This window comes from Pseudomonas brassicacearum, from assembly GCF_003732175.1.
Lineage (GTDB): Bacteria > Pseudomonadota > Gammaproteobacteria > Pseudomonadales > Pseudomonadaceae > Aquipseudomonas > Aquipseudomonas brassicacearum_G.
Window position 1 is genome coordinate 213,295 of record NZ_MOBI01000007.1, and the last position, 26,522, is coordinate 239,816.

20 protein-coding genes and 2 pseudogenes are annotated in these 26,522 nt (G+C 57.7%); 19 read left to right on the plus strand and 3 right to left on the minus strand.

All coding sequences use genetic code 11. The annotated features are described in order from the left end of the window. Positions 1 to 220: 220 nt before the first annotated feature. Complete coding sequence (locus BK658_RS07215) at positions 221 to 712, minus strand: GNAT family N-acetyltransferase (RefSeq protein WP_123581711.1); 492 nt, start codon at positions 710 to 712, stop codon at positions 221 to 223. 418 nt (positions 713 to 1,130) lie between these two features. Here BK658_RS07215 and BK658_RS07220 point away from each other — a divergent pair, with 418 nt between their 5' ends. The 16 genes from BK658_RS07220 to BK658_RS07305 all read left to right on the plus strand — a co-directional run bounded on the left by BK658_RS07220 (position 1,131) and on the right by BK658_RS07305 (position 22,263). Further along, positions 1,131 to 2,255 carry a C45 family autoproteolytic acyltransferase/hydrolase gene (locus BK658_RS07220; protein WP_123581712.1) on the plus strand — a complete coding sequence of 375 codons (1,125 nt, stop codon included), beginning with the start codon at positions 1,131 to 1,133 and terminating at the stop codon, positions 2,253 to 2,255. A gap of 118 nt (positions 2,256 to 2,373) precedes the next feature. Then, a complete protein-coding gene (locus BK658_RS07225) occupies positions 2,374 to 3,936 on the plus strand; it encodes an ABC transporter substrate-binding protein (RefSeq protein WP_404943167.1) in 1,563 nt (520 codons plus the stop codon). Positions 3,937 to 3,946: 10 nt separating this feature from the next. Continuing rightward, entirely contained in the window at positions 3,947 to 4,888 is a 942-nt protein-coding gene (locus BK658_RS07230) for an ABC transporter permease (protein ID WP_123581713.1), read from the plus strand. Continuing rightward, complete coding sequence (locus BK658_RS07235; RefSeq protein ID WP_123581714.1) at positions 4,885 to 5,745, plus strand: ABC transporter permease; 861 nt, start codon at positions 4,885 to 4,887, stop codon at positions 5,743 to 5,745. The genes BK658_RS07230 and BK658_RS07235 overlap by 4 nt, the downstream gene beginning before the upstream one ends. Before the next feature lie 2 nt (positions 5,746 to 5,747). Then, entirely contained in the window at positions 5,748 to 7,397 is a 1,650-nt protein-coding gene (locus tag BK658_RS07240) for an ABC transporter ATP-binding protein (RefSeq protein WP_123581715.1), read from the plus strand. Between the two features lie 103 nt (positions 7,398 to 7,500). Then, the gene (locus BK658_RS07245; protein ID WP_123581716.1) at positions 7,501 to 8,775 is read left to right on the plus strand and encodes an OprD family porin; all 1,275 of its coding nucleotides are present in this window, start codon (positions 7,501 to 7,503) and stop codon (positions 8,773 to 8,775) included. A 219-nt stretch (positions 8,776 to 8,994) separates the two neighbouring features. Continuing rightward, the gene (locus BK658_RS07250) at positions 8,995 to 10,305 is read left to right on the plus strand and encodes an ABC transporter substrate-binding protein (protein ID WP_123581717.1); all 1,311 of its coding nucleotides are present in this window, start codon (positions 8,995 to 8,997) and stop codon (positions 10,303 to 10,305) included. A 143-nt stretch (positions 10,306 to 10,448) separates the two neighbouring features. Further along, on the plus strand, positions 10,449 to 11,375 hold the full coding sequence (locus BK658_RS07260; protein ID WP_123581719.1) for a carbohydrate ABC transporter permease: 927 nt from the start codon (positions 10,449 to 10,451) through the stop codon (positions 11,373 to 11,375). 8 nt (positions 11,376 to 11,383) lie between these two features. Then, complete coding sequence (locus tag BK658_RS07265; RefSeq protein WP_123581720.1) at positions 11,384 to 12,214, plus strand: carbohydrate ABC transporter permease; 831 nt, start codon at positions 11,384 to 11,386, stop codon at positions 12,212 to 12,214. A gap of 35 nt (positions 12,215 to 12,249) precedes the next feature. Then, entirely contained in the window at positions 12,250 to 13,353 is a 1,104-nt protein-coding gene (locus BK658_RS07270; protein WP_123581721.1) for an ABC transporter ATP-binding protein, read from the plus strand. 15 nt (positions 13,354 to 13,368) lie between these two features. Next, on the plus strand, positions 13,369 to 14,844 hold the full coding sequence (locus tag BK658_RS07275) for a mannitol dehydrogenase family protein (protein WP_123581722.1): 1,476 nt from the start codon (positions 13,369 to 13,371) through the stop codon (positions 14,842 to 14,844). 123 nt (positions 14,845 to 14,967) lie between these two features. Further along, the gene (gene xylB / locus BK658_RS07285) at positions 14,968 to 16,461 is read left to right on the plus strand and encodes a xylulokinase (protein ID WP_123581724.1); all 1,494 of its coding nucleotides are present in this window, start codon (positions 14,968 to 14,970) and stop codon (positions 16,459 to 16,461) included. A gap of 13 nt (positions 16,462 to 16,474) precedes the next feature. After that, positions 16,475 to 17,419, plus strand: a complete 945-nt coding sequence (locus BK658_RS07290) for a carbohydrate kinase family protein (protein ID WP_123581725.1) — start codon at positions 16,475 to 16,477, stop codon at positions 17,417 to 17,419. 173 nt (positions 17,420 to 17,592) lie between these two features. Further along, positions 17,593 to 20,016, plus strand: coding sequence for a type VI secretion system tip protein TssI/VgrG (gene tssI / locus BK658_RS07295; RefSeq protein WP_123581726.1), 2,424 nt, complete (start codon positions 17,593 to 17,595; stop codon positions 20,014 to 20,016). 11 nt (positions 20,017 to 20,027) lie between these two features. Beyond that, on the plus strand, positions 20,028 to 21,749 hold the full coding sequence (locus BK658_RS07300; protein ID WP_123581727.1) for a peptidoglycan-binding domain-containing protein: 1,722 nt from the start codon (positions 20,028 to 20,030) through the stop codon (positions 21,747 to 21,749). A gap of 4 nt (positions 21,750 to 21,753) precedes the next feature. Then, positions 21,754 to 22,263 (plus strand): hypothetical protein, encoded by a 510-nt coding sequence (locus BK658_RS07305; protein WP_259740064.1) that lies wholly within the window; start codon positions 21,754 to 21,756, stop codon positions 22,261 to 22,263. A gap of 349 nt (positions 22,264 to 22,612) precedes the next feature. On the opposite strand, the pseudogene BK658_RS07310 reads toward BK658_RS07305, so the two are convergent. Further along, a pseudogene (locus tag BK658_RS07310) lies at positions 22,613 to 23,997 on the minus strand (IS4 family transposase). A gap of 202 nt (positions 23,998 to 24,199) precedes the next feature. Beyond that, positions 24,200 to 24,589: a DUF6124 family protein gene (locus tag BK658_RS07315; protein ID WP_123581728.1), complete on the minus strand. Its 390-nt coding sequence runs from the start codon at positions 24,587 to 24,589 to the stop codon at positions 24,200 to 24,202. 353 nt (positions 24,590 to 24,942) lie between these two features. Between BK658_RS07315 and BK658_RS07320 the strand changes: the two are divergent. The 3 genes and pseudogenes from BK658_RS07320 to BK658_RS07330 all read left to right on the plus strand — a co-directional run. Then, positions 24,943 to 25,221, plus strand: a pseudogene (locus BK658_RS07320) (contractile injection system protein, VgrG/Pvc8 family); the annotation flags it as partial. A gap of 227 nt (positions 25,222 to 25,448) precedes the next feature. Next, a complete protein-coding gene (locus BK658_RS07325; protein ID WP_123581729.1) occupies positions 25,449 to 26,006 on the plus strand; it encodes a hypothetical protein in 558 nt (185 codons plus the stop codon). Positions 26,007 to 26,178: 172 nt separating this feature from the next. Next, a complete protein-coding gene (locus BK658_RS07330) occupies positions 26,179 to 26,442 on the plus strand; it encodes a DUF2790 domain-containing protein (protein WP_123581730.1) in 264 nt (87 codons plus the stop codon). Positions 26,443 to 26,522: the final 80 nt, after the last annotated feature.

Sequence of the window (26,522 nt, forward strand, 5' to 3'; positions counted from 1 at the left end):
CGGGGGGGAGAGGGGACTGACCGAGGTGATTACTCGAAATGTTGCGACCTGAAATATCGAGCCGAACTCAGGTTTGAAAAGCATGGAGATCTGCTCCCTTTCCCCCTCTCCCCACTGGGGAGAGGGTTGGGGTGAGGGGTGGATCTCGGATCAGAACAGAGCATCCGGACACTGAGTTTTCTTAACTGACTGGCATTACCCCAAAGGTGCCCTTTCTTGTTTAAAGCGCCTTGATCCAGAACAGCATGCGACCATGAGCCGGATCGAACATCCCCGCCGAAAACCCGAACTTGCTATAGGAACCCTGTGCAACCGCGTTGCCTTCCAGCACTTCCAGAGTGATTTTGCAGCAGCCGCGCTGACGGGCAATGTCCTCGACCTTTTGCAGCATTTTCTGGCTCAGGCCCAACCCGCGAAATTTTCCGATCACCATTACGTCGTGAACATTCACCAGTGGACGGCAAGCAAAGGTCGAGAAACCTTCGAAGCAATTCACCAGCCCGGCAGGCTCCCCGTGAACGAACGCCAGGACACTGAACGCATGGGGTCGCTTGGCCAGCTCGCCGGGCAACTGCTGCAAGACATCGGCCGATAACGGCGTGCCACCGCCCATCGGGTCTTCAGCGTAGTGATTCAGAACAAGGCTGATTGCTTCGGCGTGTATCGGGTTCGTGTAGCTGGCCTGGAGCACCAGGATTTCTGCGGATTCCATTTCCATCCTCGATCAAACAATGAGTGTGCATCCCTGCGCGCATCGTCTGTCGGCGCCTGGGTCAGCCGACATTAGCGTGACTGGAACACTGCGGACAACCGCCAAATCATCACAGCCCGGTGTTTTTACCGCAATGCGCTACAGGACAACGTCCCTCGTCACTCGCACGCACAAAAAGCAGGACCTTTCCGATTTTTACGAAAGCTAAATACACAGAATATAAACAACAAAGCAGGCGACTCGTTTTAAACATCGCTACACCACCGATAAACAGGGCCTTTGAGCACATAACGCACTCAATAGCCCGCTGTAGGATTCCTACAACAAGGTTTTATCGGCCACCCAAAAGCATTGACAGTCCGTTTATATCCGGCAACCCTTGTACCCAACACAAACAAAAAACATGAGATTGCCAACTATGAGCCACTCCCCTTTCCCTCTCGTCGAGATCAGCGGCACCCCCTTCGAGCGCGGCTTCCAATACGGTCAAGCGGTCAGTCAGCGCATTCACAAAAGCATCGAGATCTATTCTGTCCAACTGCTGAAGATGGGTTACACCTGGGCCGACATCCGTGGCTTTGCCAATGAGTTCGTGCCCAGCATCGAAGCCTTCGAACCGGAATACGCTCAGGAAATGCGCGGTATCGCCGAGGGTGCAGGCTGCGATTTCGAAGCTATCGTGCTGATCAACGCTCGCACCGAGATCATCCAGCTGGGCCGACGCAAGGCTCGCCTGCCAGATCCGGATGGCTGCACTGGCGCGGTGATTCTGCCGACGGCCTCGGCCGCCAACGAAGTGATTCACGGACAAAACTGGGACTGGCGCGCGGAATGTGCCGAGAGCGCCATTGTGCTGAAAGTCCTGCGCGAAGACGGCCCGGATGTACTGACCTTCACCGAAGCCGGCGGCCTGGCCCGCAACGGCTTGAACTCGATCGGTACCGCAATCACCGCCAACTATCTGGAGTCCGAACGCGACTACACCCAGGTCGGCGTGCCACTGCCATTCATTCGACGCAAGGCGCTGGAGGCCGCGCACTTCGCGCTGTCGATCAAGGTGGTCGCCACCACGGCCAAATCCACCTCCAACAACATGATGCTCAGTCACGCTGGCGGGTATGCGATCAACTTTGAATGCGCCCCGGATGAAGTCTTCCCGATTCAGGCCGAACAGGGGTTGCTCGTACACGCCAACCATTGGCAGAGCCCGGTGGCATTGGGCAAGTTGCGTGAGGCCGGATTGAACAGCGTACCGGAAAGCCTCTATCGCGACGTGCGCGTGCGGCAAATCCTCAGCGAAACGCCTGGACAGTTGACGGCCGAACACCTGAAAAAAGCCTTCTTCGATGACTTCGGCACACCATGGGCAGTGTGTCGTCCACCGCTTTCCAACATGGCCGGCAACCTGTCGGCCACCGTGGCCATGGTGGTGATGCGTCCGGCCAAGGGGTTGATGGAAGTCGCCCCGCTGCCGGCCGTGAACCGCGAATTCACTGCCTATTCGCTGGCCATGGAGGGCGACATCAACCGCTACCTCAAGTAACTCATGCGACACCCACGCCCTCCGGGCGGCACGACAAGAACAATGACAATAAACAACTAACGGTTTGCGACGCCTGCCGGCTCCCACCGTCGCAAACCGCCAATGGAGAATCACTCCCGTGCATACATTCACTCGTATCGCCCTGACGCTAGGGTTCAGCAGCCTCGCCCTTGGCAGTCTCAGCGCCGAAGCAGCCAGCACCCTGCGTGTAGCCCTCAACGCGGACATTCGCAGCACCGATCCCGGCGTCAATCGCGACGAAAACACCGACGCGGTGGTGCTGCATATCGTCGAAGGCCTGGTGGCCTACCGCGAAGACGCCTCGGTCGGACCGTTGCTGGCCAGCAAGGTCGAGGTCTCGGCCGATGGCCTCGAGTACCGTTTCACCCTGCGTGATGGGGTGAAGTTTCATAACGACGCGCCCCTCACATCCGCCGACGTACTGTGGACCTGGAAACGTTATCTCGACCCGCAAACCCAGTGGCGCTGTCTCGCTGACTTCGATGGACGCGGCGTGGCGAAAGTCGCCGACATCAGCGCGCCAGATCCATTGACCGTGGTCTTCGCCCTGGATAAACCCAATGGTTTGTTTCTTGCGCAAATGGCCCGATCCGATTGCGGTGGCACCGGCATCCTGCACCCTTCCTCTGTCGATACGAACGGCAAGTGGCAAGCACCGATCGGCACCGGGCCGTTCAAGCTCGCCGAATGGAAGCCGGGACAATACGTCGACCTGCAACGCTTTACCGACTACAGCGCCCGACCGGAGACAGGCACCGACGGCTACACCGGCAACAAGCAGGCGTTTATCGATAACCTGCGCTTCATGGTCATCCCCGATGCCGCTGCCGCCAAAGCCGCGTTGCAATCGAAAGGCGTCGACGTGCTGCCCGATGTCACGGTGATGGATGCCCACGAACTCGGCGCCTTGCCAGGCATCAAGACCTCCAGCAGTTCCAACATGTCGCTCAATGCCCTGCTGTTCCAAACCCGCGACCCACTGCTCAAGGACGTGCGTATTCGGCGTGCCATCGCGCTGTCGCTGGACAGCGAACAAATGGTCCAGGCACTCACCGAAGGCACTTCCCACGCCAACAACTCGGTGGTGCCAGACACCAGTCCCTACTACAAAGCCATTCAACAACAGGGCTACAAAGCCAACATCGAAGAAGCCAAGCGCCTGCTCAAGGAAGCCGGTTACAACGGCCAGCCGCTGAAAATCATCACCAACAAACGCTACCAGAGCGTATTCGACATGGCGGTGCTGAGCCAGGCCATGGCCCAGGCAGCCGGGTTGAACATCGATATCGAAACCCTCGAATGGGGCACGCAACTGGAGCGCTACCAGAGCGGTGCGTACCAAATCATGGCGTTCTCCTATTCGGCACGCTTCGACGCGGCGCTGAACTTCGAGTCGGTAATGGGCGACAAAAACCAGCAACCCCGCAAGGTCTGGGACAACCCCCAGGCGCAGGGCTGGATGCTTGAGTCCATGCGCGAAATCGTACCGGTCAAACGTCAGGCACTGTTCGATCAGTTGCACCAACAAATGCTCGCCGATGTGCCGATGGTGGTGATGTACAACGGAAGCACCGTCGGTGCCTTTCAGGATCGGGTCGAAGGTTACCGCTCCTGGCCCATCGCCAAACCGCGCCTGTGGGGCGTGAAACTGGCCGACTAGGAGATCGATCATGTTGCGATTTATCGCTCAACGCCTGGCATTGTCCGTGCCGACCTTGTTGCTGATCTCCGTGGTGGTGTTCGCGCTGATCCGCTTCATCCCCGGCGACCCGGCGCTGCTGATGCTCGGCGATATGGCCGATCCGCAAAGCCTGGCCAGCACCCGCGCAGCATTGGGGCTGGATCACTCGATTGGCGTGCAGTTCGTGTATTGGTTGCAGTCGGTGCTCAGTGGCGACCTCGGCGTGTCGATCACCAGCAAACAACCGGTGCTCGAACTGATCCTCGACCGCTTCTCGGTCAGCGCCAGCATCGTGCTGGTGGCGGTTCTGCTGGCGGCGTTGATTGCCGTTCCAGCAGGCCTGTTCGCGGCCTGGAAACAGGACAGCGCGCTGGACCTGGGGCTGGTCACCGGCGCAACCCTGTTGCTGTCGATTCCCAGTTTCTGGCTCGGCTTGCTGTTGCTCTACGCGTTCGGGATCAAGCTCAACTGGCTGCCCGTGGTGGGTTATGTGCCGTTCGCCCAGAACCCCGGTGAAGCCGTGACCTATCTGGTGCTGCCAATTGTCACCCTGACGCTGGTGGAGTTGGGAGCCATTACCCGGATGGCCCGGGCCAGCACCATCGAGGTGCTGCGGCTGGAATACATCGCCCACGCCAGAGCCAAGGGCTTATCGGAGCGTGCGGTGCTGTGGCGCCACGCACTACCGAATGCCTTCGCGCCGACCTGGACCTTGATCGGCTTGATCCTCGGCAATTTGCTGGGTGGCATCGCAGTGCTGGAAACGGTGTTCACCCTGCCCGGCATCGGTCGCTTGATGGTCGACGCCATCTTTGCTCGCGACTACCCCGTGCTGCAAGGCTGCCTGCTGCTGATCACTTTCATCTACGTGGCGGTCAACCTGCTGGTCGACCTGCTCTATCCACTCTTCGACCCAAGGGTGAAATTATGACCGTCTCCCTGCTTTCCGTGAGCGCTACACCAGCGCGTCGCCCACTGCGCTGGCCACCGGCGAATGCCTTGATTGGCGGCACCTTGCTGGCTCTGCTGATCAGCATGGCGCTGCTCGGTGTGTTCTGGACACCTTACGACCCGCTGAAAATCGATCTGCTGTCTCGCCTCAAGGCACCCTCGGCGCTGCATTGGCTAGGCACCGACGAGTTTGGCCGTGACGTGCTCAGCCGCTTGATCATCGGTGCGCGCACCAGTTTGTGGATCAGCTTGCTGACGGTGTGCCTGGCGCTGTTTTTCGGCAGTGTGATCGGCATGCTTGCCGGCTACCTGCGGGGCTGGACCGATCGAGTTCTGATGATGATCAACGATGCATTGCTGGCATTCCCCGGCATCCTGATGGCGCTGGGCTTGATGGCGATCATCGGGGCCAGCCAGTACGGCATCGTTTTGGCCTTGAGCATCGCCTACACGCCGTCGGTGGTTCGGGTGGTGCGCGGCAGTGTGCTGTCGCTGCGTGAGCGCGAGTTTATCGAAGCCTCACGGGTCATCGGCAATTCGGAGTTCTACACACTGTACCGCCACGTTGCACCCAACTGTGTTGCGCCGCTGTGCGTGCTCGCCACCAGCATGTTCGGCTGGACGCTGCTGTCGGAAAGTGCCTTGAGCTTCCTCGGCCTGGGTGTTCCGCCACCCGCAGCGACCTGGGGCAACATGCTCGCCGCCAGCCGCCCGTACATTGCCAACGCCTCCTGGCTCGGCCTGTTCCCGGGGTTGTTCATCGCCCTGGCGCTGGTCGCCATCAACCTGTTCGGCGACGCCCTGCGCGACCGCCTCGACCCTCGAATGAGCCGTTGATCATGCCCAGTCAAAAACCGTTGCTTGAAGTCGACCGTCTGCTGATTCGCGCCGGCGCCGAAGGGCCGTTGGCGGTCAACGATCTGAGTTTCACCGTCGTACCCGGCGAGATTGTCGCGCTGGTGGGCGAATCCGGGAGCGGCAAGACCATGGCCGCACGCGCAGCGATTGGCCTGCTGCCACTGCCGATGGAGGTTTGTGGCGGTGCGATCCGCTTCGAAGGCCAGGACATCAATCGGTTGAGCTGTGCGCAACTGCGTGGCATCCGCGGTGCGCGAATCGGCATGGTGTTCCAGGAACCGATGGTTTCGCTCAACCCGGCCATCCGCATTGGCGAGCAAATGGCCGAAGGTCTGCGTCTGCACACCGACTTGAGCAAGGCACAGATTCGCCAACGCTGCATCGACATGCTCACCCGCATCGGCATCAGCGATCCCGAACGCTGCCTGAACGCCTATCCCCATGAGTTTTCCGGCGGCATGCGCCAGCGGATCATGCTCGCCTCGGTGATGCTGCTGCGCCCGGCGCTGCTGATTGCCGACGAACCCACCACCGCCCTCGACTGCCTGGCGCAGCTGGACGTAATCGAGCTGATGCTGGAGCTGACCCGCGAGCAAGGCACGGCGATCCTGTTCATCAGCCACGATCTGTCGCTGGTGGCGCGTTATGCCCACAAGGTGGTGGTCATGCGCCACGGCCAGGCCGTGGAACAAGGCTCGATCAATCACATCCTGCTGGCCCCGCAACACGCCTACACCCGCCAATTGCTCGAAGCGCTGCCCAAGCGCGGCGAACTGGCCGCATTGACAGCGACCGACAGACCCCTAGTGGAAATTACCGGCGTCAGCATCGAGCATCCGGGTCATGCGCGGTTCTGGGGTCAATCACCCCCCAAGCGCGCCGTGCACAGTGCCAACCTGAGCATCGCCCCCGGTGAAACCCTGGCATTGGTCGGCGGCAGTGGCTCGGGTAAAACCACACTGGGCCGCGCGCTGGTGGGACTGGTCAAACCCTGTGCCGGCGAGATTCGCTTCAAGGGCATCGATATCCTCAAGGCCGGTCAGCGTGATCATCGGCTGCAATGCCAGATGATCTTTCAAGACCCTTACTCGTCCCTTGATCCGCGAATGCGCATTGGCGAAACCCTCGCCGAACCGTTGCGCCATCTGCCGGAACTGAGCGAGGAGCAAAAACGTCAGCGTGTCGCCACCACACTGGTGGATATTGGTTTGTCGGAAGCGTTCATGGAGCGCTTTCCCCATCAACTGTCGGGCGGTCAACGCCAGCGGGTGGCCATCGGCCGAGCGCTGGTACGGCACCCACAGCTGGTGATCGCCGACGAACCGATCTCGGCGCTGGACATGACCATCCAGAAGCAGATCCTCGAACTGTTCGAGCGCTTGCAAGCACAGTACGGCTTTGCCTGCCTGTTCATTTCCCATGACCTGGCGGCCGTCGAACGCATCGCCCATCGGGTGGCGGTCATGCACCAGGGCCATATCGTGGAAATCGGCAGCCGCGAAGCGGTCTTCGATAATCCCTTGCACCCCTACACCCGCCAATTGCTGGCAGCCGCAAGCCCACTGGAACAACTGGCGGGCGGTGGTTACCGGGTGCGACCAAAACCCGAAAACCTGCAGCCCACGCCTTAGTTAATCACTGACGTCACCTCAGGCGTCTTCAGACACCACTGAAGGCGCCCAAGGCGAAGCCATGCCCGAAAAACAACAACGAGCCCTCACAGGAGCCAACACCATGAACGCCAGACTCATGCAGCACTTGACCTTGATCGGCGGCACCAGCCTGCTGCCGATGGCCGCCGAAGCGCAATTCCTCAAGGACAGCAAGGCCACGCTGGACTCGAAAAACTACTACTTCAACCGCGACTACCGCGAAGGCTATGGCCAGTCCAAGCGTGATGAATGGGCCCAGGGATTTCTGCTGAACCTGCAATCGGGTTACACCGAAGGCACGGTCGGTTTTGGCCTGGATGCACTCGGCATGCTCGGGCTGAAGCTCGACTCCAGCCCTGATCGCTCCGGCAGCGGTTTGTTGTCCCGAGAAAGCACAGCCGAGCCGGGCAAACCGAGTTACGCCAGACGTGCCCATGACAGCTATTCCAAGGTGGGCCTGACCGCCAAGGCCCGCATTGCAAAGAGCGAACTGCGTGTCGGCCATTTGCTGCCTGACCTGCCGCTGCTGCAACCGAACACCAGCCGGGTGCTGCCGCAGACCTTCGAAGGCGCCCTGCTCAGCTCGAACGACATCAAGGGCCTGACCTTACGCGGCGGGCAGATCGATCAGGTCAAACAGCGGGAATCGACCGACTACGAAAAGATGGGGCTGACCAGCCAGAACGGCGCTTACAAGAGCTCGGCAAAAAGCGATGAATTCCGTTTCGGCGGTGCTGATTACCGGTTCAACCCAACGCTGACAGGCAGTTATTACTACGCGCAGCTTGAGGACATTTATCAGCAGCACTATGTCGGTCTCAAGCACAGCCTGGCGCTGGGCGGCGGTACGCTGAAAAGCGATATCCGCTATTTCAGCGCCGACGCTGCCGGTGCAGGCCTGGCCGGCACCGTCGACAACCGCGCCTTGAGCACACGTTTCATGTATGCGCTTGCCGGACACTCCATCGGTGGTGGCTTCCAGCAGCAGTACGGTGAAACACCGTTTGCGTATGTCGACGGCAGCAACACCTACCTGTTCACCGAATACCAATTGAGCAACTTCTCGCAAACCAGGGAACGCGCCTGGCACGCCCGCTACGATTTTGACTTTGCTACGGTGGGCATTCCGGGGCTGCTGTTCTCCACACGCTACGCCAAGGGCGACCAGGCGCAGATCAAAAAATTTGTCGGCGAAGGCCGGGAGTGGGAACGTGACATCGACCTGGGCTACACCATCCAGAGCGGCCCGCTGAAGAACGTCAGCGCCCGCTGGCGCAACGGTATGAGCAAAAGCAACTACCAACGCGACACCAACGAAAACCGCTTGGTCCTCAGTTACAGCGTCAAACTGTGGTAAGACGATAGTAAAGATCGCAGGCTGCGCCATCGCCAACAAAGGGCTGGCGTAGCCTGCGGCCTTTTCAAGTGCAAAAAAGTATCAGTGCAAGTGCTACCAATGATTTGTCATCGCGTGTGTTGAGGGCTGTAATCAGCCTCAGATTCTTCCTACCTCCGGAAGACACAAAAACAATAACTGTCCTTCTGCTGCCCCCAGGGCCCAGAAGAGGAGTGCGCGATGAAACCCACTGTAAAAGCTCTGCTTGCCTGCACCTGCATGACCCTCAGCAGCGTCAGCCTTGGCGCACAAACCCTGACCATTGCCACCGTCAACAACAGCGACATGATCCGCATGCAAAAGCTCTCGAAAACCTTCGAGGCCGAGCACCCGGAGATCAAGCTCAATTGGGTGGTACTGGAAGAAAACGTCCTGCGTCAGCGCCTGACCACCGACATCGCCACCCAGGGCGGCCAGTTCGATGTGTTGACGATCGGCATGTACGAAGCTGCACTGTGGGGCGCCAAGGGCTGGCTGGAACCGATAAAGGATCTCCCCGCCAGTTACGCGCTCGACGACGTATTCCCTTCCGTGCGTGAAGGCCTGTCGGTCAAGGGCACGCTCTACGCCCTGCCGTTCTATGCCGAAAGCTCCATGACCTATTACCGCACCGACCTGTTCAAGGCTGCAGGCCTGGCCATGCCCGAGCATCCGACCTGGGAGCAGATCGGCGAATTCGCCAGCACACTCAACAAACCCGACCAGGAACAGTACGGTATCTGCCTGCGTGGCAAGGCCGGCTGGGGCGAGAATATGGCACTGATCACCACTATCGCCAACGCCTACGGTGCACGCTGGTTCGATGAGAAGTGGCAGCCGGAATTCAGCGGGCCCGAGTGGAAGAACGCGCTGAGCTTCTACGCCGACACCATGAAAAAGTCCGGCCCGCCGGGTGCTTCCAGTAACGGCTTCAACGAGAACCTCGCGCTGTTCAACAGCGGCAAGTGCGCGATCTGGGTCGACGCCAGCGTTGCCGGTTCGTTCGTCACCGACAAGACTCAAAGCAAAGTCAGCGACCACGTCGGTTTCACCTATGCGCCCCATCAAGTGACCGACAAAGGCTCGGCCTGGTTGTACTCCTGGGCGCTGGCGATCCCCACCAGCTCCAAAGCCAAGGACGCAGCGAAAACCTTCAGCGCCTGGGCCACCTCCAAAGAGTACGGCGCACTGGTGGCCGAGAAGGACGGCATCGCCAACGTGCCGCCTGGCACTCGCGCCTCGACCTACAGCGAGGCCTACATGAATGCCGCGCCGTTCGCCAAGGTCACGCTGGAATCACTCAAGGTTGCCGATCCGGGCAAACCGACCCTCAAACCGGTGCCCTACATCGGCATCCAGTTGGTGACCATTCCTGAGTTCCAAGCCGTTGGTACCCAGGTCGGCAAGCTGTTCTCCGCCGCGCTAATCGGCCAGACCACCGTCGACCAGGCCCTGGCGGCCGCCCAGCAAACCACCGAACGTGAAATGAAGCGCGCGGGTTATCCCAAGTAACCCGTCCCCCCCTGTGGGAGCGAGCCTGCTCGCGATGAGGCCATGACATTCAACATCTATGTCGGCTGATCGATCGCTATCGCGAGCAGGCTCGCTCCCACACTGGATCTTCATTTGCCTGTTCTCAATCGGTTCCAATCGCCATGAATACCTCGACTCTTAAAGCACATTTGGACATTCCGGCACCGCCGCGTAAAAGCCGGCTGGCCAACCCGGGCCGGTTTCTGGTCAGCCCTTCGGTGGCCCTGTTGCTGCTGTGGATGATCGTGCCGCTGGGCATGACCCTGTACTTTTCGCTGATTCGCTACAACCTGCTGTACCCCGGCGACAACGCGTTCGTGGGGCTGGAGAACTTCAGCTACTTCCTGACCGACTCGGGCTTCCTGCCCGGCGCCACCAACACCTTGTTGCTGGTCGGCAGTGTGCTGTTGATCAGTGTGGTGTTCGGCGTGTTGATCAGCGCCTTGCTGGAGGCCAGTGAGTTTCTTGGCCGCGGCATCGTGCGGGTGATGTTGATCTCGCCGTTCTTCATCATGCCTACAGTCGGCGCGCTGATCTGGAAGAACCTGATTTTCCATCCGGTCTCGGGGATTCTCGCGGCCGTGTGGAAGCTCTTCGGTGCACAACCGGTGGACTGGCTCGCGCACTACCCGCTGCTGTCGATCATCATCATTGTCTCGTGGCAATGGCTGCCTTTCGCGATCCTGATCCTGATGACCGCCATGCAGTCGCTCGACCAGGAGCAGAAAGAAGCCGCGCGCCTGGACGGTGCCGGCCCCGTCGCGATCTTCTGGCACCTGACCCTGCCACACCTGGCGCGACCGATTGCGGTGGTGGTGATGATCGAAACCATCTTCCTGCTCTCGGTATTCGCCGAAATCTTCACCACCACCAACGGCGGCCCCGGCTACGCCTCGACCAACCTCGCCTACCTGATCTACAACCAGGCGCTGGTACAGTTCGACGTCGGCATGGCCTCGGCCGGTGGCTTGATCGCGGTGGTGATTGCCAATATCGCGGCGATCATCCTGGTGCGGATGCTCGGCAAAAACCTGACTGACAAAGCCTGAGGCCTGCCATGACTCTTCAACAATCCCGTCGCCTGCAAAGCCTGCTGCTGGGCACACTGGCCTGGGCCATCGCGATCCTGATCTTCTTCCCGATCTTCTGGATGGTGCTGACCAGTTTCAAAACCGAAATCGACGCGTTCGCCACGCCGCCGCAGTTCATCTTCACACCGACGCTGGAAAACTACTTGCACATCGAGGAGCGCAGCGGCTACTTCAACTTCGCCTGGAACTCGGTAGTGATTTCGTTCAGCGCGACGGCGCTGTGCCTGCTGATCGCGGTGCCAGCGGCGTACTCGATGGCGTTCTACGAAACCCAGCGCACCAAAGGCACGCTGCTGTGGATGCTCTCGACCAAGATGCTGCCACCCGTGGGCGTGCTGATGCCGATCTACCTGCTGGCCAAGAGTTTCGGCCTGCTCGATACCCGGATCGCGCTGATCATCATCTACACGCTGATCAACCTGCCGATTGTGGTCTGGATGATTTACACCTATTTCAAGGACATTCCCAAGGACATACTCGAAGCCGCCCGCCTGGATGGTGCCACCCTGTGGCAGGAAATGGTCCGGGTGCTGCTGCCGATCGCCAAGTGCGGACTGGCATCGACCGTGTTGCTGTCGCTGATCCTGTGCTGGAACGAGGCGTTCTGGTCACTCAACCTGACCTCGTCGAAAGCCGCGCCGCTGACCGCGTTGATTGCCTCGTACTCCAGTCCCGAAGGGTTGTTCTGGGCCAAGTTATCGGCGGTCTCGACGCTGGCCTGCGCGCCGATCCTGATCTTCGGCTGGATCAGCCAGAAACAACTGGTGCGCGGCCTGTCCTTTGGCGCCGTGAAATAACGCCCCTTTCGAATCATTAAAAGCGGAGGCCCATCATGGCCCACCTGAAAATCAAGAATCTGCAAAAAGGTTTCGAAGGCTTTTCCATCATCAAAGGCATCGACCTTGAAGTGAACGACCGCGAGTTCGTGGTCTTCGTCGGTCCGTCCGGTTGCGGTAAATCGACCCTGCTGCGGCTGATCGCCGGGCTCGAAGAAGTCAGCGCCGGCACCATCGAACTGGACGGACGCGACATCACCGAAGTCAGCCCGGCCAAGCGTGACCTGGCGATGGTGTTCCAGACCTACGCCCTCTACCCGCACATGAGCGTGCGCAAGAACATGTCCTTCGCCCTCGACCTAGCCGGAGTGAACAAGGCCGAGGTGGAGAAAAAGGTCAACGAAGCGGCACGGATTCTCGAGCTTGGCCCGATGCTCGAACGCAAGCCGAAACAGCTCTCCGGTGGTCAACGTCAGCGCGTGGCGATTGGCCGGGCGATTGTGCGTAACCCGAAAATCTTCCTGTTTGATGAACCGCTCTCCAACCTCGATGCCGCTCTGCGGGTTCAAATGCGCCTGGAGCTGGCGCGGCTGCATAAAGAACTGCAGGCGACGATGATTTACGTGACCCACGACCAGGTCGAAGCCATGACCCTGGCTGACAAAGTCGTGGTGCTCAATGGTGGCCGAATCGAGCAGGTCGGCTCGCCGCTGGAGCTCTATCACCAACCGGCCAACCTGTTTGTCGCAGGCTTTCTCGGCACCCCGAAAATGGGCTTTCTCAAGGGCCGGATCAGCCGCCTCGATCGTCAGGGCTGTGAGGTCCGGCTCGATGCCGGGACGCGCATCAGCCTGCCGCTGAGCAATGCCAATCTCAGCATTGGCGATTCGATAACGCTGGGTATACGCCCGGAACATCTGGAACTGGCGCAACCCGGCGACTGCACTTTGCAAGTCACTGCCGACGTCAGCGAACGCCTGGGCAGCGACACCTTCTGCCACGTTCTGACCGCTTCGGGTGAAGCGCTGACCATGCGGATTCGCGGGGATCTGGCGAGCCGTTATGGCGAACAACTGAGCCTGCATCTCGATGCCGAACACTGCCACTTATTCGATGCCAACGGGGTGGCGGTGGCCAGACCGCTGCGCGCCGCTGCCTGATTGCCGAGATCCGACATGAAACTGAACAAGCCCAACCTTACCCGTCTGGCACCTGAAGTGGCTCTACCCGCCTACGCCAAGAATGCAACTCGCCAAGGCATCGCACACATCGGTGTCGGCGGTTTCCATCGCGCCCATCAGGCCTATTACACCGATGCCTTGATGAACACTGGAGAAGGCCTGGACTGGAGTATCTGCGGTATCGGCCTGCGTGCCGAAGATCGCCGCGCCCGAGATGACCTGGCCAGCCAGGATTACCTGTTCACGCTGTTTGAGCTGGGTGACAGCGGCGACACCGAAGTTCGGGTCATCGGCGCCATCAGCGACATGCTGCTGGCCGAAGATGGTTCCCAGACGCTGATCGACAAACTCGCCAGCCCGGACATTCGCATCGTCTCGCTGACCATCACCGAGGGGGGGTATTGCATTGACGACAGCACGGGTGAGTTCATGACCCAGCTGCCACAGATCCAGCATGACCTGGCGCATCCGAACTCACCGAAAACCGTGTTCGGTTTCCTCTGTGCGGCCCTGGCCAAACGCCGCGCCGCCGGCATTCCAGCGTTCACCTTGATGTCCTGCGATAACCTGCCGCACAACGGCGCGGTCACCCGTAAGGCGCTGCTGGCCTTCGCCGCCCTGCGCGATGCCGATCTGCGGGACTGGATCGCCGCGAACGTCAGTTTCCCCAACGCCATGGTCGACCGCATCACCCCGATGACCAGCTCGGCTCACCGCTTGCACCTCCACGACGAACACGGCATCGACGATCTATGGCCAGTGGTCTGCGAACCCTTCGTGCAATGGGTACTGGAAGACAACTTCGTCAACGGTCGTCCGGCCTGGGAAAAAGTCGGCGTGCAGTTCACCGACGACGTCATGCCTTACGAAGAGATGAAAATCAAACTGCTCAACGGCAGCCACCTGGCCCTGACCTATCTGGGTTTCCTCAAGGGTTATCGCTTCGTCCACGAAACCATGAACGACCCGCTGTTCGTGCGTTACATGCGCGCCTATATGGACCTGGACGTAACGCCGCAATTGGCGCCTGTGCCGGGCATCGACCTGACGCAGTACAAGAACACCCTGGTCGAACGCTTCTCCAATCAGGCGATTGCCGATCAACTGGCGCGGGTTTGCTCTGACGGCTCGTCGAAGTTTCCGAAGTTCACCGTACCGACCATCAACCGCTTGATTGCCGATGGCCGCGAGACCCGGCGTGCAGCATTGGTGGTGGCAGCGTGGGCGATTTACTTGAAGGGCGTGGATGAGAATGGAGATACCTACTCGATTCCCGACCCACGGGCGGAGTTCTGTCAGGCGCTGGTGGCCGATGATGCGTTGATCACTCAGCGATTGCTGGAGGTTGAGGAAATCTTTGGCACGGCGATCCCCCATTCTGCGGAGTTTGTTGCAGCGTTCGAGTGGTGCTGTAACAGCTTGCGTGAACATGGTGTGACGCTAACGCTGGAAAAAATACTCGCACTATGATCGTTCCCACGCTCCGCGTGGGAATGCAGCCCGTGACGCTCCGCGTCACATCCAGAGCGGACGCAGAGCGTCCAGTGAGGCATTCCCACGCAGAGCGTGGGAACGATCTGCATCGGAGTTTTCATGAGTATCAGGAACCTATTCCTCGGTATCGACTGTGGCACCCAGGGCACCAAAGCGCTGATCCTCGATTCGCGTAGCGGTAAAGTCCTCGGCCAAGGCGCTGCCGCTCACAGCTTGATCAGCGGCGCCAATGGCCGTCGTGAACAAGACCCGACCCAATGGCTTGAGGCGTTAACTCTCGCCACTCGCCAGGCCTTGCTCGCCGCCAACATCAGCGGCCGGGAGATTCTCGGCATCGGCGTCTCAGGCCAGCAACATGGCCTGGTCCTGCTCGATGAACAAGGCCAGGTCCTGCGCCCGGCCAAGCTCTGGTGCGACACCGAAACCACCGCAGAAAACCAACGGTTGCTGGCGCGTCTGGGCGGTGAAAGCGGCTCGCTGGAACGTCTCGGCGTGGTCATCGCACCGGGCTATACCGTGTCCAAACTGTTGTGGACCCAAGAGCAGCATCCGCAGATTTTCGCCCGCATCGCTCACATTCTGTTGCCCCACGACTACCTCAACTATTGGCTGACCGGGCGCTGCTGCAGCGAGTTCGGCGATGCTTCGGGTACCGGCTACTTCAATGTGCGAAGCCGCCAATGGGACGTAGAGCTATTGGGCGAGATCGACCCCAGCGGACGCTTGCAAGCAGCGCTGCCCGAACTGCTGGAGGCGCATCAAGCGGTCGGCACGATTTTGCCGAACATCGCCGAACGGTTGGGCATCAACCCAAAGGCGCTGGTCGCCAGTGGTGGCGGCGACAACATGATGGGCGCCCTCGGCACCGGCAATATCCAGCCTGGTGCAATCACCATGAGCCTGGGCTCTTCCGGCACCGTGTATGCCTACGCCGAACAGCCCAACGTCAGCCCGGACGCGTCAGTCGCAACCTTCTGCTCCTCCAGTGGCGGCTGGCTGCCGTTGATTTGCACAATGAACCTGACCAACGCGACCAGCGCGGTGCGTGAGCTGTTCGATCTCGACCTCTCACAATTCAATGCCCGGGTCGAGCAGTCGCCGATTGGCGCCGAAGGCATGAGCATGCTGCCGTTCCTCAACGGTGAGCGCGTCCCCGCCCTGCCCCATGCCACCGGCAGCCTGCTGGGGCTGAACATGACCAACCTGACCCAGGCCAACCTCTGCCGCGCGGTGGTTGAAGGCACCACCTTCGGTTTGCGTTATGGTCTGGACCTGCTGCGCCACAACGGATTGCAGAGCCGCAGCATTCGCCTCACCGGTGGCGGTTCAAAAAGCCCGGCATGGCGGCAGATGGTCGCCGACATCATGAATACCCCGGTGGTGTGCACCGAACACAGTGAGGCCGCAGCACTTGGTGCGGCGATTCAGGCGGCGTGGTGCGAGTCGGCCGCCGGTACCCAGCAAAGTCTGTTGGCGTTGTGCGAGCGCTGTGTCAGCCTAGACCCCACCAGTGAAACCCAACCCGTCGCGGCGAATGTAGCGGCCTACCAACAGGCCTATGAGCGCTATCGCCAACAGGTCGAAACCCTTTAAAGAGTGAACAACTATGTATCTGGTGTGTGGAGAAGCACTGTTCGATTTCTTCAGCGAAAACTCGGCCAGCGGTCAGGCCTCAACAGTGAATTACAAGGCAATTGCTGGCGGCTCACCGTTCAACGTGGCGGTCGGCTTGCGTCGATTGGGTGTGGACTCGGCGCTGTTCGCCGGGCTGTCCACCGACTATCTCGGCCGTCGCTTGCAGCAAGTGCTGGCGGAGGAAGGGGTGCGAGCGGATTATTTGCTGGACTTCGACGCACCAACCACCCTGGCGATGGTCGCGGTCGGTGCCAACGGCTCGCCACATTACAGCTTTCGCGGTGAAGGTTGCGCTGATCGCCAGCTCACGCTCGCCCATCTGCCAGAGTTGAGCGATGAGGTGCGCGGTCTGCACATCGGCTCGTACTCGCTGGTGGTGCAACCGATTGCCGACACGCTGCTGGCGCTGGTACGCCGGGAAAGCGGCAAACGCCTGATCAGCCTCGATCCGAATGTACGGCTCAATCCCGAGCCGAACATCGAATTGTGGCGCTCGCGGATTGCCGAGTTGATGAAATACGCCGACCTGATCAAGGTCAGCGACGAAGACTTGAGCCTGCTGTATCCGGGTCGCGAGCCGCAGAGCGTGATCGACGGCTGGCTCGAACATCGCTGCCAATTGGTGTTCCTGACCCGTGGCGGCCAGGGTGCGACGGTGTTCAGCCGTCGTCATGGCAGTTGGTCCGCGCCGGCAAGCAAGGTGATCATTGCCGACACCGTCGGTGCCGGCGACACCTTCCAGGCCGCGTTGATCACCTGGCTGACCGAGCAACAGCTCGACTCAGTCGACGGCTTGCAGCGCTTGAGCCGCGAACAGATCGACACGATGCTCAGGTTCGCCATCAGCGCAGCGGCCCTGACCTGCCGCAAGACCGGGCCGGATTTGCCGTATCGGCATCAGTTGGAAACGCACTGAATCTGAGGGCCTCTTCGCGAGCGAGTTCGTTCGCGAAGGCGGTCTATTTCAAACCGCCAAGTTCGCTGCCACAACGAGGAGAAGTTGTTACTAACCGGCCATTTGCGCCTTGAACCAGTGAGTTTAATCCTGCACCATCGCGCCCTGGTTATTCAAAGGACGGAATTCAAGGCATGCTGGACGCGAACGCTACCCATATTTCTCTCACCCTCGAAGGTGTTTCCACTGACCTTCAGGTGCTCAGTTTCGTCGGCCGCGAAGCCCTCAATCAGCCGTTCTGCTTTGACATCGAACTGGTCAGCTCCCGTCCCGACCTGAAGCTTGAAGAGCTGCTGCACAAACCCGCCTGCCTGACCTTCGGCGCTACCGGCGAAGGCGTCATTCATGGCCTGGTCTACCGCATCGCCCAAGGCGATTCGGGCAAAAGCCTGACGCGCTACAGCATCAGCCTGACGCCGCAGCTCAACTACCTGCGACACAACCGTGACCAGCAGATCTTCCAGCAACTGAGCGTGCCGAAAATCATCGCCCAGGTCCTCGAAGCCCGCGGCATCCTGTCCGACGCCTACAGCTTCCAGCTTGGCGCGATCTACCCCGAGCGCGTGTACTGCGTGCAGTACGACGAGTCCGACCTGCATTTCATCCAGCGTCTGTGCGAAGAAGAAGGCATTCACTTTCACTTCCAGCACAGTGCCAGCGGCCACAAGCTGGTGTTCGGTGATGACCAGACGGTGTTCCGCAAACTGGCACCCGTGACCTATCAGCAAGACTCCGGCATGAGCGCCGACAAACCGGTGATCAAGCGCTTCAACCTGCGCCTGGAAACCCGCACCAGCCGTGTCAGCCGCCGCGATTACGACTTCGAAAAACCGCGCATCCTGCCTGAAGGCGCGGCCAAAAGTTCATTCCTGCCAGACCTGGAAGACTACGACTATCCCGGCCGTTTCACCGACCGCGAACGCGGCAAGCAACTGGCGACCCGCGCCCTGGAACGTCACCGCAGCGACTACCAACTGGCTGAAGGCAAAAGCGATCAGCCGATCCTGGTCAGCGGTCATTTCCTGGCCTTGAGCGAACACCCGCGTGCAGAGTGGAACGACCTGTGGCTGCTGCTGGAAGTCATTCACGAAGGCAAACAGCCGCAAGTCCTCGGCGAAAACGTCACCAGCGACGTCACCCAAAACAAGGATGACTTCCACCAGGGTTACCGCAACCGCTTCCTCGCCACCCCGTGGGACGCGCACTTCCGCCCTGCCCTCGAACACCCGAAACCGAAAGTGCTGGGCAGCCAGACCGCGGTGGTCACCGGCCCCAAGGGCGAAGAAATCCACTGCGACGAATACGGCCGCATCAAGGTGCAGTTTTTCTGGGACCGTGAAGGCCAGACCGACGACAAAACCAGTTGCTGGGTCCGCGTCGCCACCGGCTGGGCCGGTAGCGCCTACGGCGGCATCGCCATCCCGCGCATCGGCATGGAAGTGCTGGTGACCTTCCTCGAAGGCGATCCCGACCAACCGCTGGTCACCGGCTGCCTGTACCACAAGGAAAACGTCGTCCCCTACGACCTGCCGGCGAACAAGACCCGCAGCACCTTCAAGACCCTCAGCTCACCGGGCGGCAAGGGCTACAACGAATTCCGCATCGAAGACAAGAAAGGTGCCGAACAGATCTACCTGCACGCCCAACGCGACTGGGACGAAAACGTCGAGCACGACCAGAAAATCCGCGTCGGCAACGAACGCCACGACACCGTCGAAGCCAACTCCCTCACCGAACTCAAGGCCGAAGAACACCGCATCACCCATCTGGATCGCAAGACCGAAGCTCGGGCCGATGATCACCTGACGGTCGGGGTGACGCAGCATGTCAAAGTCGGCACGGCGCAGTTTGTTGAAGCCGGGACGGAGATTCATTACCACGCTGGTGAAAAGGTGGTGGTTGAAGGCGGGATGGAACTGACGGCCAAGGCTGGGGGGAGTTTTGTCAAGGTTGATGCGGGGGGTGTGACGATCAGCGGCGCCGAGGTGAAGGTGAATTCCGGTGGCTCGGCGGGGAGCGGGACGGAGATCGGGATTAAACCGCCGATGCTGCCGGGGGCGGCGGATAAGGATAAGGCTGGGAGTTTGATGGATCAGGCGGTGGGGAACTCACGGAGTTCTCCATCGCCGGAATTACCCGGCAAAAGCTTCCGAATTCAAATGAAACGCCCATACGAGAAAAAAGGGATTTCGGGGCAGCCCTATGTATTAGAAGTAGAGGGCGTAACTTATAAAGGCACTACTTCTGCAGACGGATTTATAAATCAGCCTGTACCGCCAGAAGCTAAGAAAGGAAAGCTCACATTTTACCCTTTCGGTTCGGAGTCTCAGCCTTGGGTGTGGGAACTGGATTTAAGTGCACAGCCAGAGATAGGTGATGTCAAAGGGTTGCAATCTCGCCTGAAGAATCTCGGGTTTTACGACGGAAAAATTGACGGTGATAACGGCCCAAAAACGAAGTATGCCACTCGTTGCTTCCACCGCTCCTGTGAGTTAACTGATAAAGACTATTTGTCCGCAAGTGATATTAAGCGGCTACAAAAGCAGCATATTGCGTGAGGGTGTAAGTTATGACTTATGGAGATTTTGATCTTCGCCGTGGCGACCATGATGGAAAGGCAGCGCAGAACTCACCTCCAAAATGGGGGGGAATCGACAATCCCGTGCTAACAGTAGTAAATGCTGAAACAGCCGCTGCGTTTTTGGGCAGTAGTGCTGCTTTAACTGTTCCTGAGCACGTAAGGAAACTCCAGGAGGATCTCGTTGCTTTAGGTTTTTCTATTGCTGGTAAACCCGACGGGGGCTTTGGGGCACGCACTGAGTGGGCCGTTAGAGAGTTCCAGATATATGCGTCCATGGCTCAAATTGCGCGAGTGAGGGAGGATAAGCAAGGGCAGTTGCTATTAGACGCGGCGGGGGCGCCAGTAAAAGTTGATAATGTCGAAGTCTATTTTGATAGCTCTGCGGCAATGGTCGCAAAAGCCGGTCAAGCACCAGCAGCAACTGGAACTAGTGCGGGTCCAGTTAGCTACTATGTTGATAGCCTACAGGCAGTTGCTAACGCCTCCCCCTATACAGGGCCTATTAGTGGCGTGGTAAATACGCAGACGAGAGCTGCAATTGAGTACTGGCTGGAGCACGACTATAGATGCCCAGTGGTAATTGAGGCTTGGAATAACACTCAGACTGGAGTCAGAACTGCGCTAGCTCAACTTGGCTCTAATTTGTGGGCACATGATAGCTTTACAAGTGGTGCACCTAGAATATTTGTTAGAGATTTCACGAGTTATTATAGTTATCCTACGGGTCGTGCTCAGACTGAATATCAAACGCTGGGGTATTATCAGTCTGGCACGTTTGGTGGACCCAATACCGCACTGAAGCATAGTTGGTCACCAGAGGCAGAAATGTCTATCATAAATGTGTTCGGAACACCTTATAGTCCGGCGGAAGCAAATAGTGCCAAGCTTTCAACTTATAGGACAATAAGGGTGGTTGCCGAGGCTGAGTGTTATGGACGATTTGATGTATTGAACGCGTGGGATAATGCGTTGATGTCCGCTGGTCCTTGCCATTGGACTATGGGTGTTTATAGCGATGCGTATGACAATGGAGAGTTGCCGGGCTTTATAGCTTATGTCAAACATGCGAACCCCCAGGCCTTCGACAAGGCGTTTGGAAAGTTCGGGCTTGATACTGTCCATCAGTGGGGTGAAGCTGCGATGTATATTGGAGGCGTCAGGACGTTCAACTCATGGATTAAGCTTAGTTCGGAAGCGGATTTTGAAGAACTGCCTAGAACTAAAGAAGGTGCTCACTATCTTAAAACTTGGCACTGGCACTATAGGATGAGCATGGCTGGCAGGACTATAGATGGATATAGAAAATCCATGTGGGAAATGGCGAAGTTAAGAATTAGTAAAATTATTGAGAAGGAAGTCAGCTTTAGGGTTAATGATCACGTCATAAATAGCACTCTTGGCAGTGTATTTACTTCAGAAAAAGCCATTTCTATATTGCTTCGCTGGCATGTGTATCGTCCGGCTCATGTTGTGACTAACGCTTCGCGTGTCGTGCCAATTATTCAGTCCGTTATTGATGCCTCTCCTCAAATAAATTGGGCATTGCCTGTGGCTAACTGGGGAAATGCACATGAGACTGCTCTCACGACCCGGCTCCTTAGCACGCTGGCGGAATTGAACTCAACAATCACTAATGCTGTTTCGTATGGATCTGCTTTACCTCAGGGTTCAGTAAGATCTGAACGAAATTCTTTTGCTTTGGATGCGTGAAATTATGAAATATCTGCCACTTTTACTGATTTTATTCCCGATTACTACTTGGTCCGCCGAGTCCAAAGTATGCAGCGCAGAAACTGATCAAAAGAGCTTCATTACAAATTGGCGCGAAGGGAATAATCAAGTACAAGTATTGTCTACCATAAGTGGTACTGAGTTTGTCATTGATCATGGGCGGATCGTATTTGATGGACACTTGAATGGAGGCGAAAATAATGACTTTATTTTCGAGGCGACTACAGGTGCTGGGTCTAGTGGAGACAGAGTATATAGTATTTTGCTGCAGTGTCATGGCTATCTAAAGCTAATAGGCAGTGATTACTTTGCCAAGGTGGAGGTAATGGATGAAAGTGAGGGCAACGATTCTGGCTTTAAAGATATTAAAATATACTCTTACAAGCGTGATGCTCAAGGAGGCATTAGTTACAAAGGAAAAGAGGCGCTGATGACTCCTCACATCTGGAGATTTAATCCGGAGACTAAAAAATATGAAGGAAAATCCGAGTGATGAGTCTAAATTAGAGAAGAAATAGGCGCTAACGGTTTCTGGGGTGTATATCAGGGTCGGACCACGACATTGGTTCAAGAAACATCGCGGTCTGTCCCTGAAAGAACTTGAGTTGGCTGGCATGAAAAAGCGGCATTAGCTTTATTGGTCTTGGCTTCCCATATGACAAGTTCATACGGCAGCCCTAATATACCCCCCCAAAGAGGCGTTGCTTCCGGACTCCGCAAAAGAAAGAATAGCGAAAGAAAATGAAATGACCCCGCAGGATGTCCATGTGCCCCCTCTGCAACTCGACTCAACGCAGGCATTCAAGAATATAGCAGGGAAAGGGGACAGATTTGAATGGCACTTACTTAACATGTTTAGCGTGCCCATTTTTCCTGACGTCTGCCCTTGCTGATCGACGTGATTTGGTCAGCAAGGGGTAGGCTTGAGGTCTTCGTTTTATGGCTCGCGGCTCGATACGACCAGGTCGGTTTCCAACGCGCCTTTGAGCGATCAGCGTCAATAAATTTGACAGGCCATCCTCCTCTTTAGGGCTGCCATATTGTCGCAGCGCCAGCCATAGCTGAATGCTGTGTTTGAAGCTCAGTTCGCGAGGTAAGCAGTCAGCTAATAGAGCCGATTGTGCCATAAGCATTCGGATCAGATTGTGTGCCAACAGATAGACCCATAACTCCTTGACTGCCATGCCTGGGGTTTTGCAGCTTAACTTTCCAAGCCCCAGCGTAGCTTTGAGATTTCGCAAATCTAATTCGACATGCCATCGCCCCTTGTACAGCGATTTGAGGGCTGTTTTTGGTGTCTGCTTCGGGCAATGCAACGTGGTCACCAAAGTCTTACCGCCAGCCTTCAGCTCTCGCACTGTCAGCCTTTCGGGCGCCTGTTCATAATGCGCCTGACTCATCCAAAGCGGCCTTCTTTCGGGCTTTTTCAACTCGATCAGATGATCTTCCGAACCGAGACTTTGACCCAAGCGAAAGTCCGTGCTGCGCCGTCGAGCGCCATATTGTTCGAACACGCCATCGACACCTCTTCGTTGCAACTCGCACAGCAGGAAGTAGGTAGCGTAGTAAGCGTCGCCCAACAAAATGTCGCCTGTTTTCAACGTGTCGAGCATTGATCTGAGCAGCGTCTGTTCATCGCCGCCCTTGCCTCGGAAACGCCCAAGGGCGGCATCTAAAACGGCGCCGCTGGAGAGGCAAACGATGCCAACCACTCGACACAGCGGAAAACCAAGACCGACTTTCTGACCGCGAGACTGCGGATAGGCACCCTGATTGGCCGTGGTGTCAGGCATGCTGACCGTCGTACCGTCCACAAGACGTACAGGCCGTCCCATCCAGCGCCACGACGATGGCGCTTTATCACTTACGAAGCACCGGTGTGCCTGACCAACGTGGAAACCATCTCCACAGGCAGCCGCTTTCTGGCTTTACAGTAGGCGCCCGTGCGAGTGCTATTGGGCTGCATGCCGCCACAAGACCGTTTGATGGACAAGTCGTTGACGGCGTTCTGGCAGGAACGGTCGGCACTCATCGCTTGAGCCAGAAACATAGACAGCGTTTCAGTCGGCGGAAACAGACGCTCCCGATATTCTGGCAGTGCAGACTCGACGCGCTGTAACAGTTCGGGAGCGGTGAGAAGATTGAAAAACGCATAGGCATCACAGTTCGAAGCGTGTCGATGGAAACGTTGCTGTTGATGCTGGAGAATTTGACGTCTACGATTCATTGGGGCTGCGTCCTTGGTTCGTCGGTGTGTGTTCGCAACTATCACCGTAGACCAAGACCAGCCCTTCTTCATTTTTTGCTTTTAGCTCAACTGGTTAGCTGCTAAGTAAGTGCCATTCGGGACAGATTTATTTAAATGCCTTTTCTGATGAAATTGGCTCTTAAACAAACCTATCCCCTGTCTTCTCAACCAGCGACTAACCCTACACCTTGACCCGATACTCCGCCGGGTTCGGTGGGTCGAGGTTGTCCATGGCTCGGTCTATCAGCAGTTGTGCGCCTTCGGCCATGCGGTAGATGGCCAAGGCAACGTTACGGCGCGAGCCTTCGATTTCGAAGGCGAGGTCGCCGGCGATGGCTTTGATGGAGGCGATGTCTTCGGAGGCGTTGGCCAGGAGGCTATCGGTGTCGACGTCTGGGGCGACGATGAAGAGTTGGCCTTTGCGGGCGTCGGCGAGGTGGATTTTGGGTGGGGGCGTGCCGAGGTGGTGGTCGAGGGCGCGTTCGGCGGCTTCGTGGAGCTTTTTCGAATCGAGGGATTCGTAAGGGGAAGTGGTTGGGTCTTCTGGCGGATTCGGTGATTGTTTGAACATTGGTGTAATTCCTAAACAGTTAGTGAGGAACCGTCACCGTTCGCTTGCACGCGAATGAGGGTGGCAGCCGTGCGCAGGTGTGCAAGACCGGGCCTGTTTAGGACACCCAGCAGATCCGGAGATCTCCTGCGCGCAGCCGCCATAATGCAGCGAACGTTAAAACGCTCGCGATTGGCATGGGCGTTTGCGCCCTAAACAGTTTCGTCGGACTTGCACGTCCGTGTCATCGTTTTTTCGGTGACAAGACCAGACTAGCCACAGCCCACTGGCCGGACAAGTTACTGAACACCGCTACAGGTTGAAGGAAATTTCCGAGGGGGCGTAACAGATGACTACCGAACAGGGAGCAAGCAATGTTCAACCCTGCTAACAAACCCCATTTCAGCCTGAGCGTGGCTGACTTTCAGGGTGACCTGTAAGTGCTGTCGCTCACTGGCACCGAAGGCATCAGCCAGACCTTTCGTTTTGACCTGGACCTGGTCAACGAAAACCCCGATCTGGACCTTGAGACGCTCCTGCACAAGCGGGCATTTCTGGCGTTCGATCCCAAAGGCAGCGGCATTCACGGCCAAATCTACCGCGTCACTCAAGGCGATGCCGGCAAGCGCCTAACCCGCTATAAAGTATCCTTGTTCGGTGTGCCTTACGGCTCTTGGTAACTGAAAAATAACGGAGATCCAATGAAAGGAATCATACAACTGGCCTACAGTCTCGCACTGATCAGCTTTGCCAGCGTGTTACGTCAAAAGCGTCAAGAAAGGTTCGGCCCAGTAGTTGGCCGCACTAGTGCGACAGAACATCACTTTTGCGCCCCTCCCCCTGCCACTGACTCAACGCAGGTATTCAGGAATATGGTCAGATGAGAAAGGTTTTACTTGGTTTTTCGCTTGCCCTACTCACCATCCAGGTTTTTGCTGCACAACTTCAGCTGAAAGCAGTAGCCCACTGCGAATTGGCAGGCCCGAAGAACGCGATTGAACTGTTACGTGGTTCACCCCTTGTTGATTATTACGTCTATAAAATCCGCCACACCCAAAAAAACCGATTCATCTTCGACACCCTGGATGCCTCTCGAGGTGCCTCGGTTCAGTGGCAGTGCGTATCCAATCAACCGAACATGAACGTACTGATGGTCTCTGGTGAGTTCACTTCGAACTATCTCCAGGGTGCTCTTTTTTACTTTGATCAGAAAACAGGGCAAATAGAGCGTGTCGATTTCGCCGAAAGAAATCGCCCGCGCTGGGTGCAAATGTCCGAACAGGGGGCTCGCGTGATTTTCGAGAACACGGGTAATGAGAGCTCCCACAAGTATTTGGTCTACGGAAAAGGTGACACTTATCTAGAGCTTGATGAGTTACCGCAAGAATCTGATGAAAATGGAGGTCCCCTGATCGAACTGAAGGGTCCTCAACCGTAAGTCGATCAATCCGCTACGTCCGTTAGCAACACCCACCGAGCTTAACCCCCGGTTAATCCTGCGGTCTAAAATTAACTAGACCGCGTTCGCGCAGAATTTTCTGACGCCCTGCGCGGCAGGGTCGACATCGTCAGGTGTCGCGCTGACTTCACGTCTGCACCGGAGATCTCTCATGAACATGCGTATTTTGCTGGTGGCCTCTGCCCTCGCCTGCACCGGGTTCACCGGGTTGGCGCTGGCCGACTCCGCACCTTCCCAGCCTGTGCCGTATGACTACGGAATGTCGCTGCACGTCAAGAAAGTGGTTTCGATGACCGAGCCCACAACGCAAGACTGCAAGGTGGTGACGGCGGAGATGAAGTTCATCGACAATGTGGGTAAACAGGAGGACATCAGCTACCTCAAGCTATCGGATGCCTGTAACTATCAGAACTGAGTCATGGCGCTGCGTTGCGGTATTTGACGATGGGCGTGAGCAAGGCCAAAGGTTATGCTTTGGCCTCCCCCTTACTGCCG

Coding starts and splice junctions, on each gene's coding strand:
- BK658_RS07235 (WP_123581714.1), top strand. CDS start 4,885: ATGACCGTCTCCCTGCTTTCCGTGAGCGCTACACCAGCGCGTCGCCCA.
- BK658_RS07245 (WP_123581716.1), top strand. CDS start 7,501: ATGAACGCCAGACTCATGCAGCACTTGACCTTGATCGGCGGCACCAGC.
- BK658_RS07305 (WP_259740064.1), top strand. CDS start 21,754: ATGAAATATCTGCCACTTTTACTGATTTTATTCCCGATTACTACTTGG.
- BK658_RS07265 (WP_123581720.1), top strand. CDS start 11,384: ATGACTCTTCAACAATCCCGTCGCCTGCAAAGCCTGCTGCTGGGCACA.
- BK658_RS07215 (WP_123581711.1), bottom strand. CDS start 712: ATGGAATCCGCAGAAATCCTGGTGCTCCAGGCCAGCTACACGAACCCG.
- BK658_RS07290 (WP_123581725.1), top strand. CDS start 16,475: ATGTATCTGGTGTGTGGAGAAGCACTGTTCGATTTCTTCAGCGAAAAC.
- BK658_RS07275 (WP_123581722.1), top strand. CDS start 13,369: ATGAAACTGAACAAGCCCAACCTTACCCGTCTGGCACCTGAAGTGGCT.
- BK658_RS07300 (WP_123581727.1), top strand. CDS start 20,028: ATGACTTATGGAGATTTTGATCTTCGCCGTGGCGACCATGATGGAAAG.
- BK658_RS07270 (WP_123581721.1), top strand. CDS start 12,250: ATGGCCCACCTGAAAATCAAGAATCTGCAAAAAGGTTTCGAAGGCTTT.
- tssI (WP_123581726.1), top strand. CDS start 17,593: ATGCTGGACGCGAACGCTACCCATATTTCTCTCACCCTCGAAGGTGTT.
- BK658_RS07330 (WP_123581730.1), top strand. CDS start 26,179: ATGAACATGCGTATTTTGCTGGTGGCCTCTGCCCTCGCCTGCACCGGG.
- BK658_RS07315 (WP_123581728.1), bottom strand. CDS start 24,589: ATGTTCAAACAATCACCGAATCCGCCAGAAGACCCAACCACTTCCCCT.
- BK658_RS07220 (WP_123581712.1), top strand. CDS start 1,131: ATGAGCCACTCCCCTTTCCCTCTCGTCGAGATCAGCGGCACCCCCTTC.
- BK658_RS07325 (WP_123581729.1), top strand. CDS start 25,449: ATGAGAAAGGTTTTACTTGGTTTTTCGCTTGCCCTACTCACCATCCAG.
- BK658_RS07240 (WP_123581715.1), top strand. CDS start 5,748: ATGCCCAGTCAAAAACCGTTGCTTGAAGTCGACCGTCTGCTGATTCGC.
- xylB (WP_123581724.1), top strand. CDS start 14,968: ATGAGTATCAGGAACCTATTCCTCGGTATCGACTGTGGCACCCAGGGC.
- BK658_RS07230 (WP_123581713.1), top strand. CDS start 3,947: ATGTTGCGATTTATCGCTCAACGCCTGGCATTGTCCGTGCCGACCTTG.
- BK658_RS07250 (WP_123581717.1), top strand. CDS start 8,995: ATGAAACCCACTGTAAAAGCTCTGCTTGCCTGCACCTGCATGACCCTC.
- BK658_RS07260 (WP_123581719.1), top strand. CDS start 10,449: ATGAATACCTCGACTCTTAAAGCACATTTGGACATTCCGGCACCGCCG.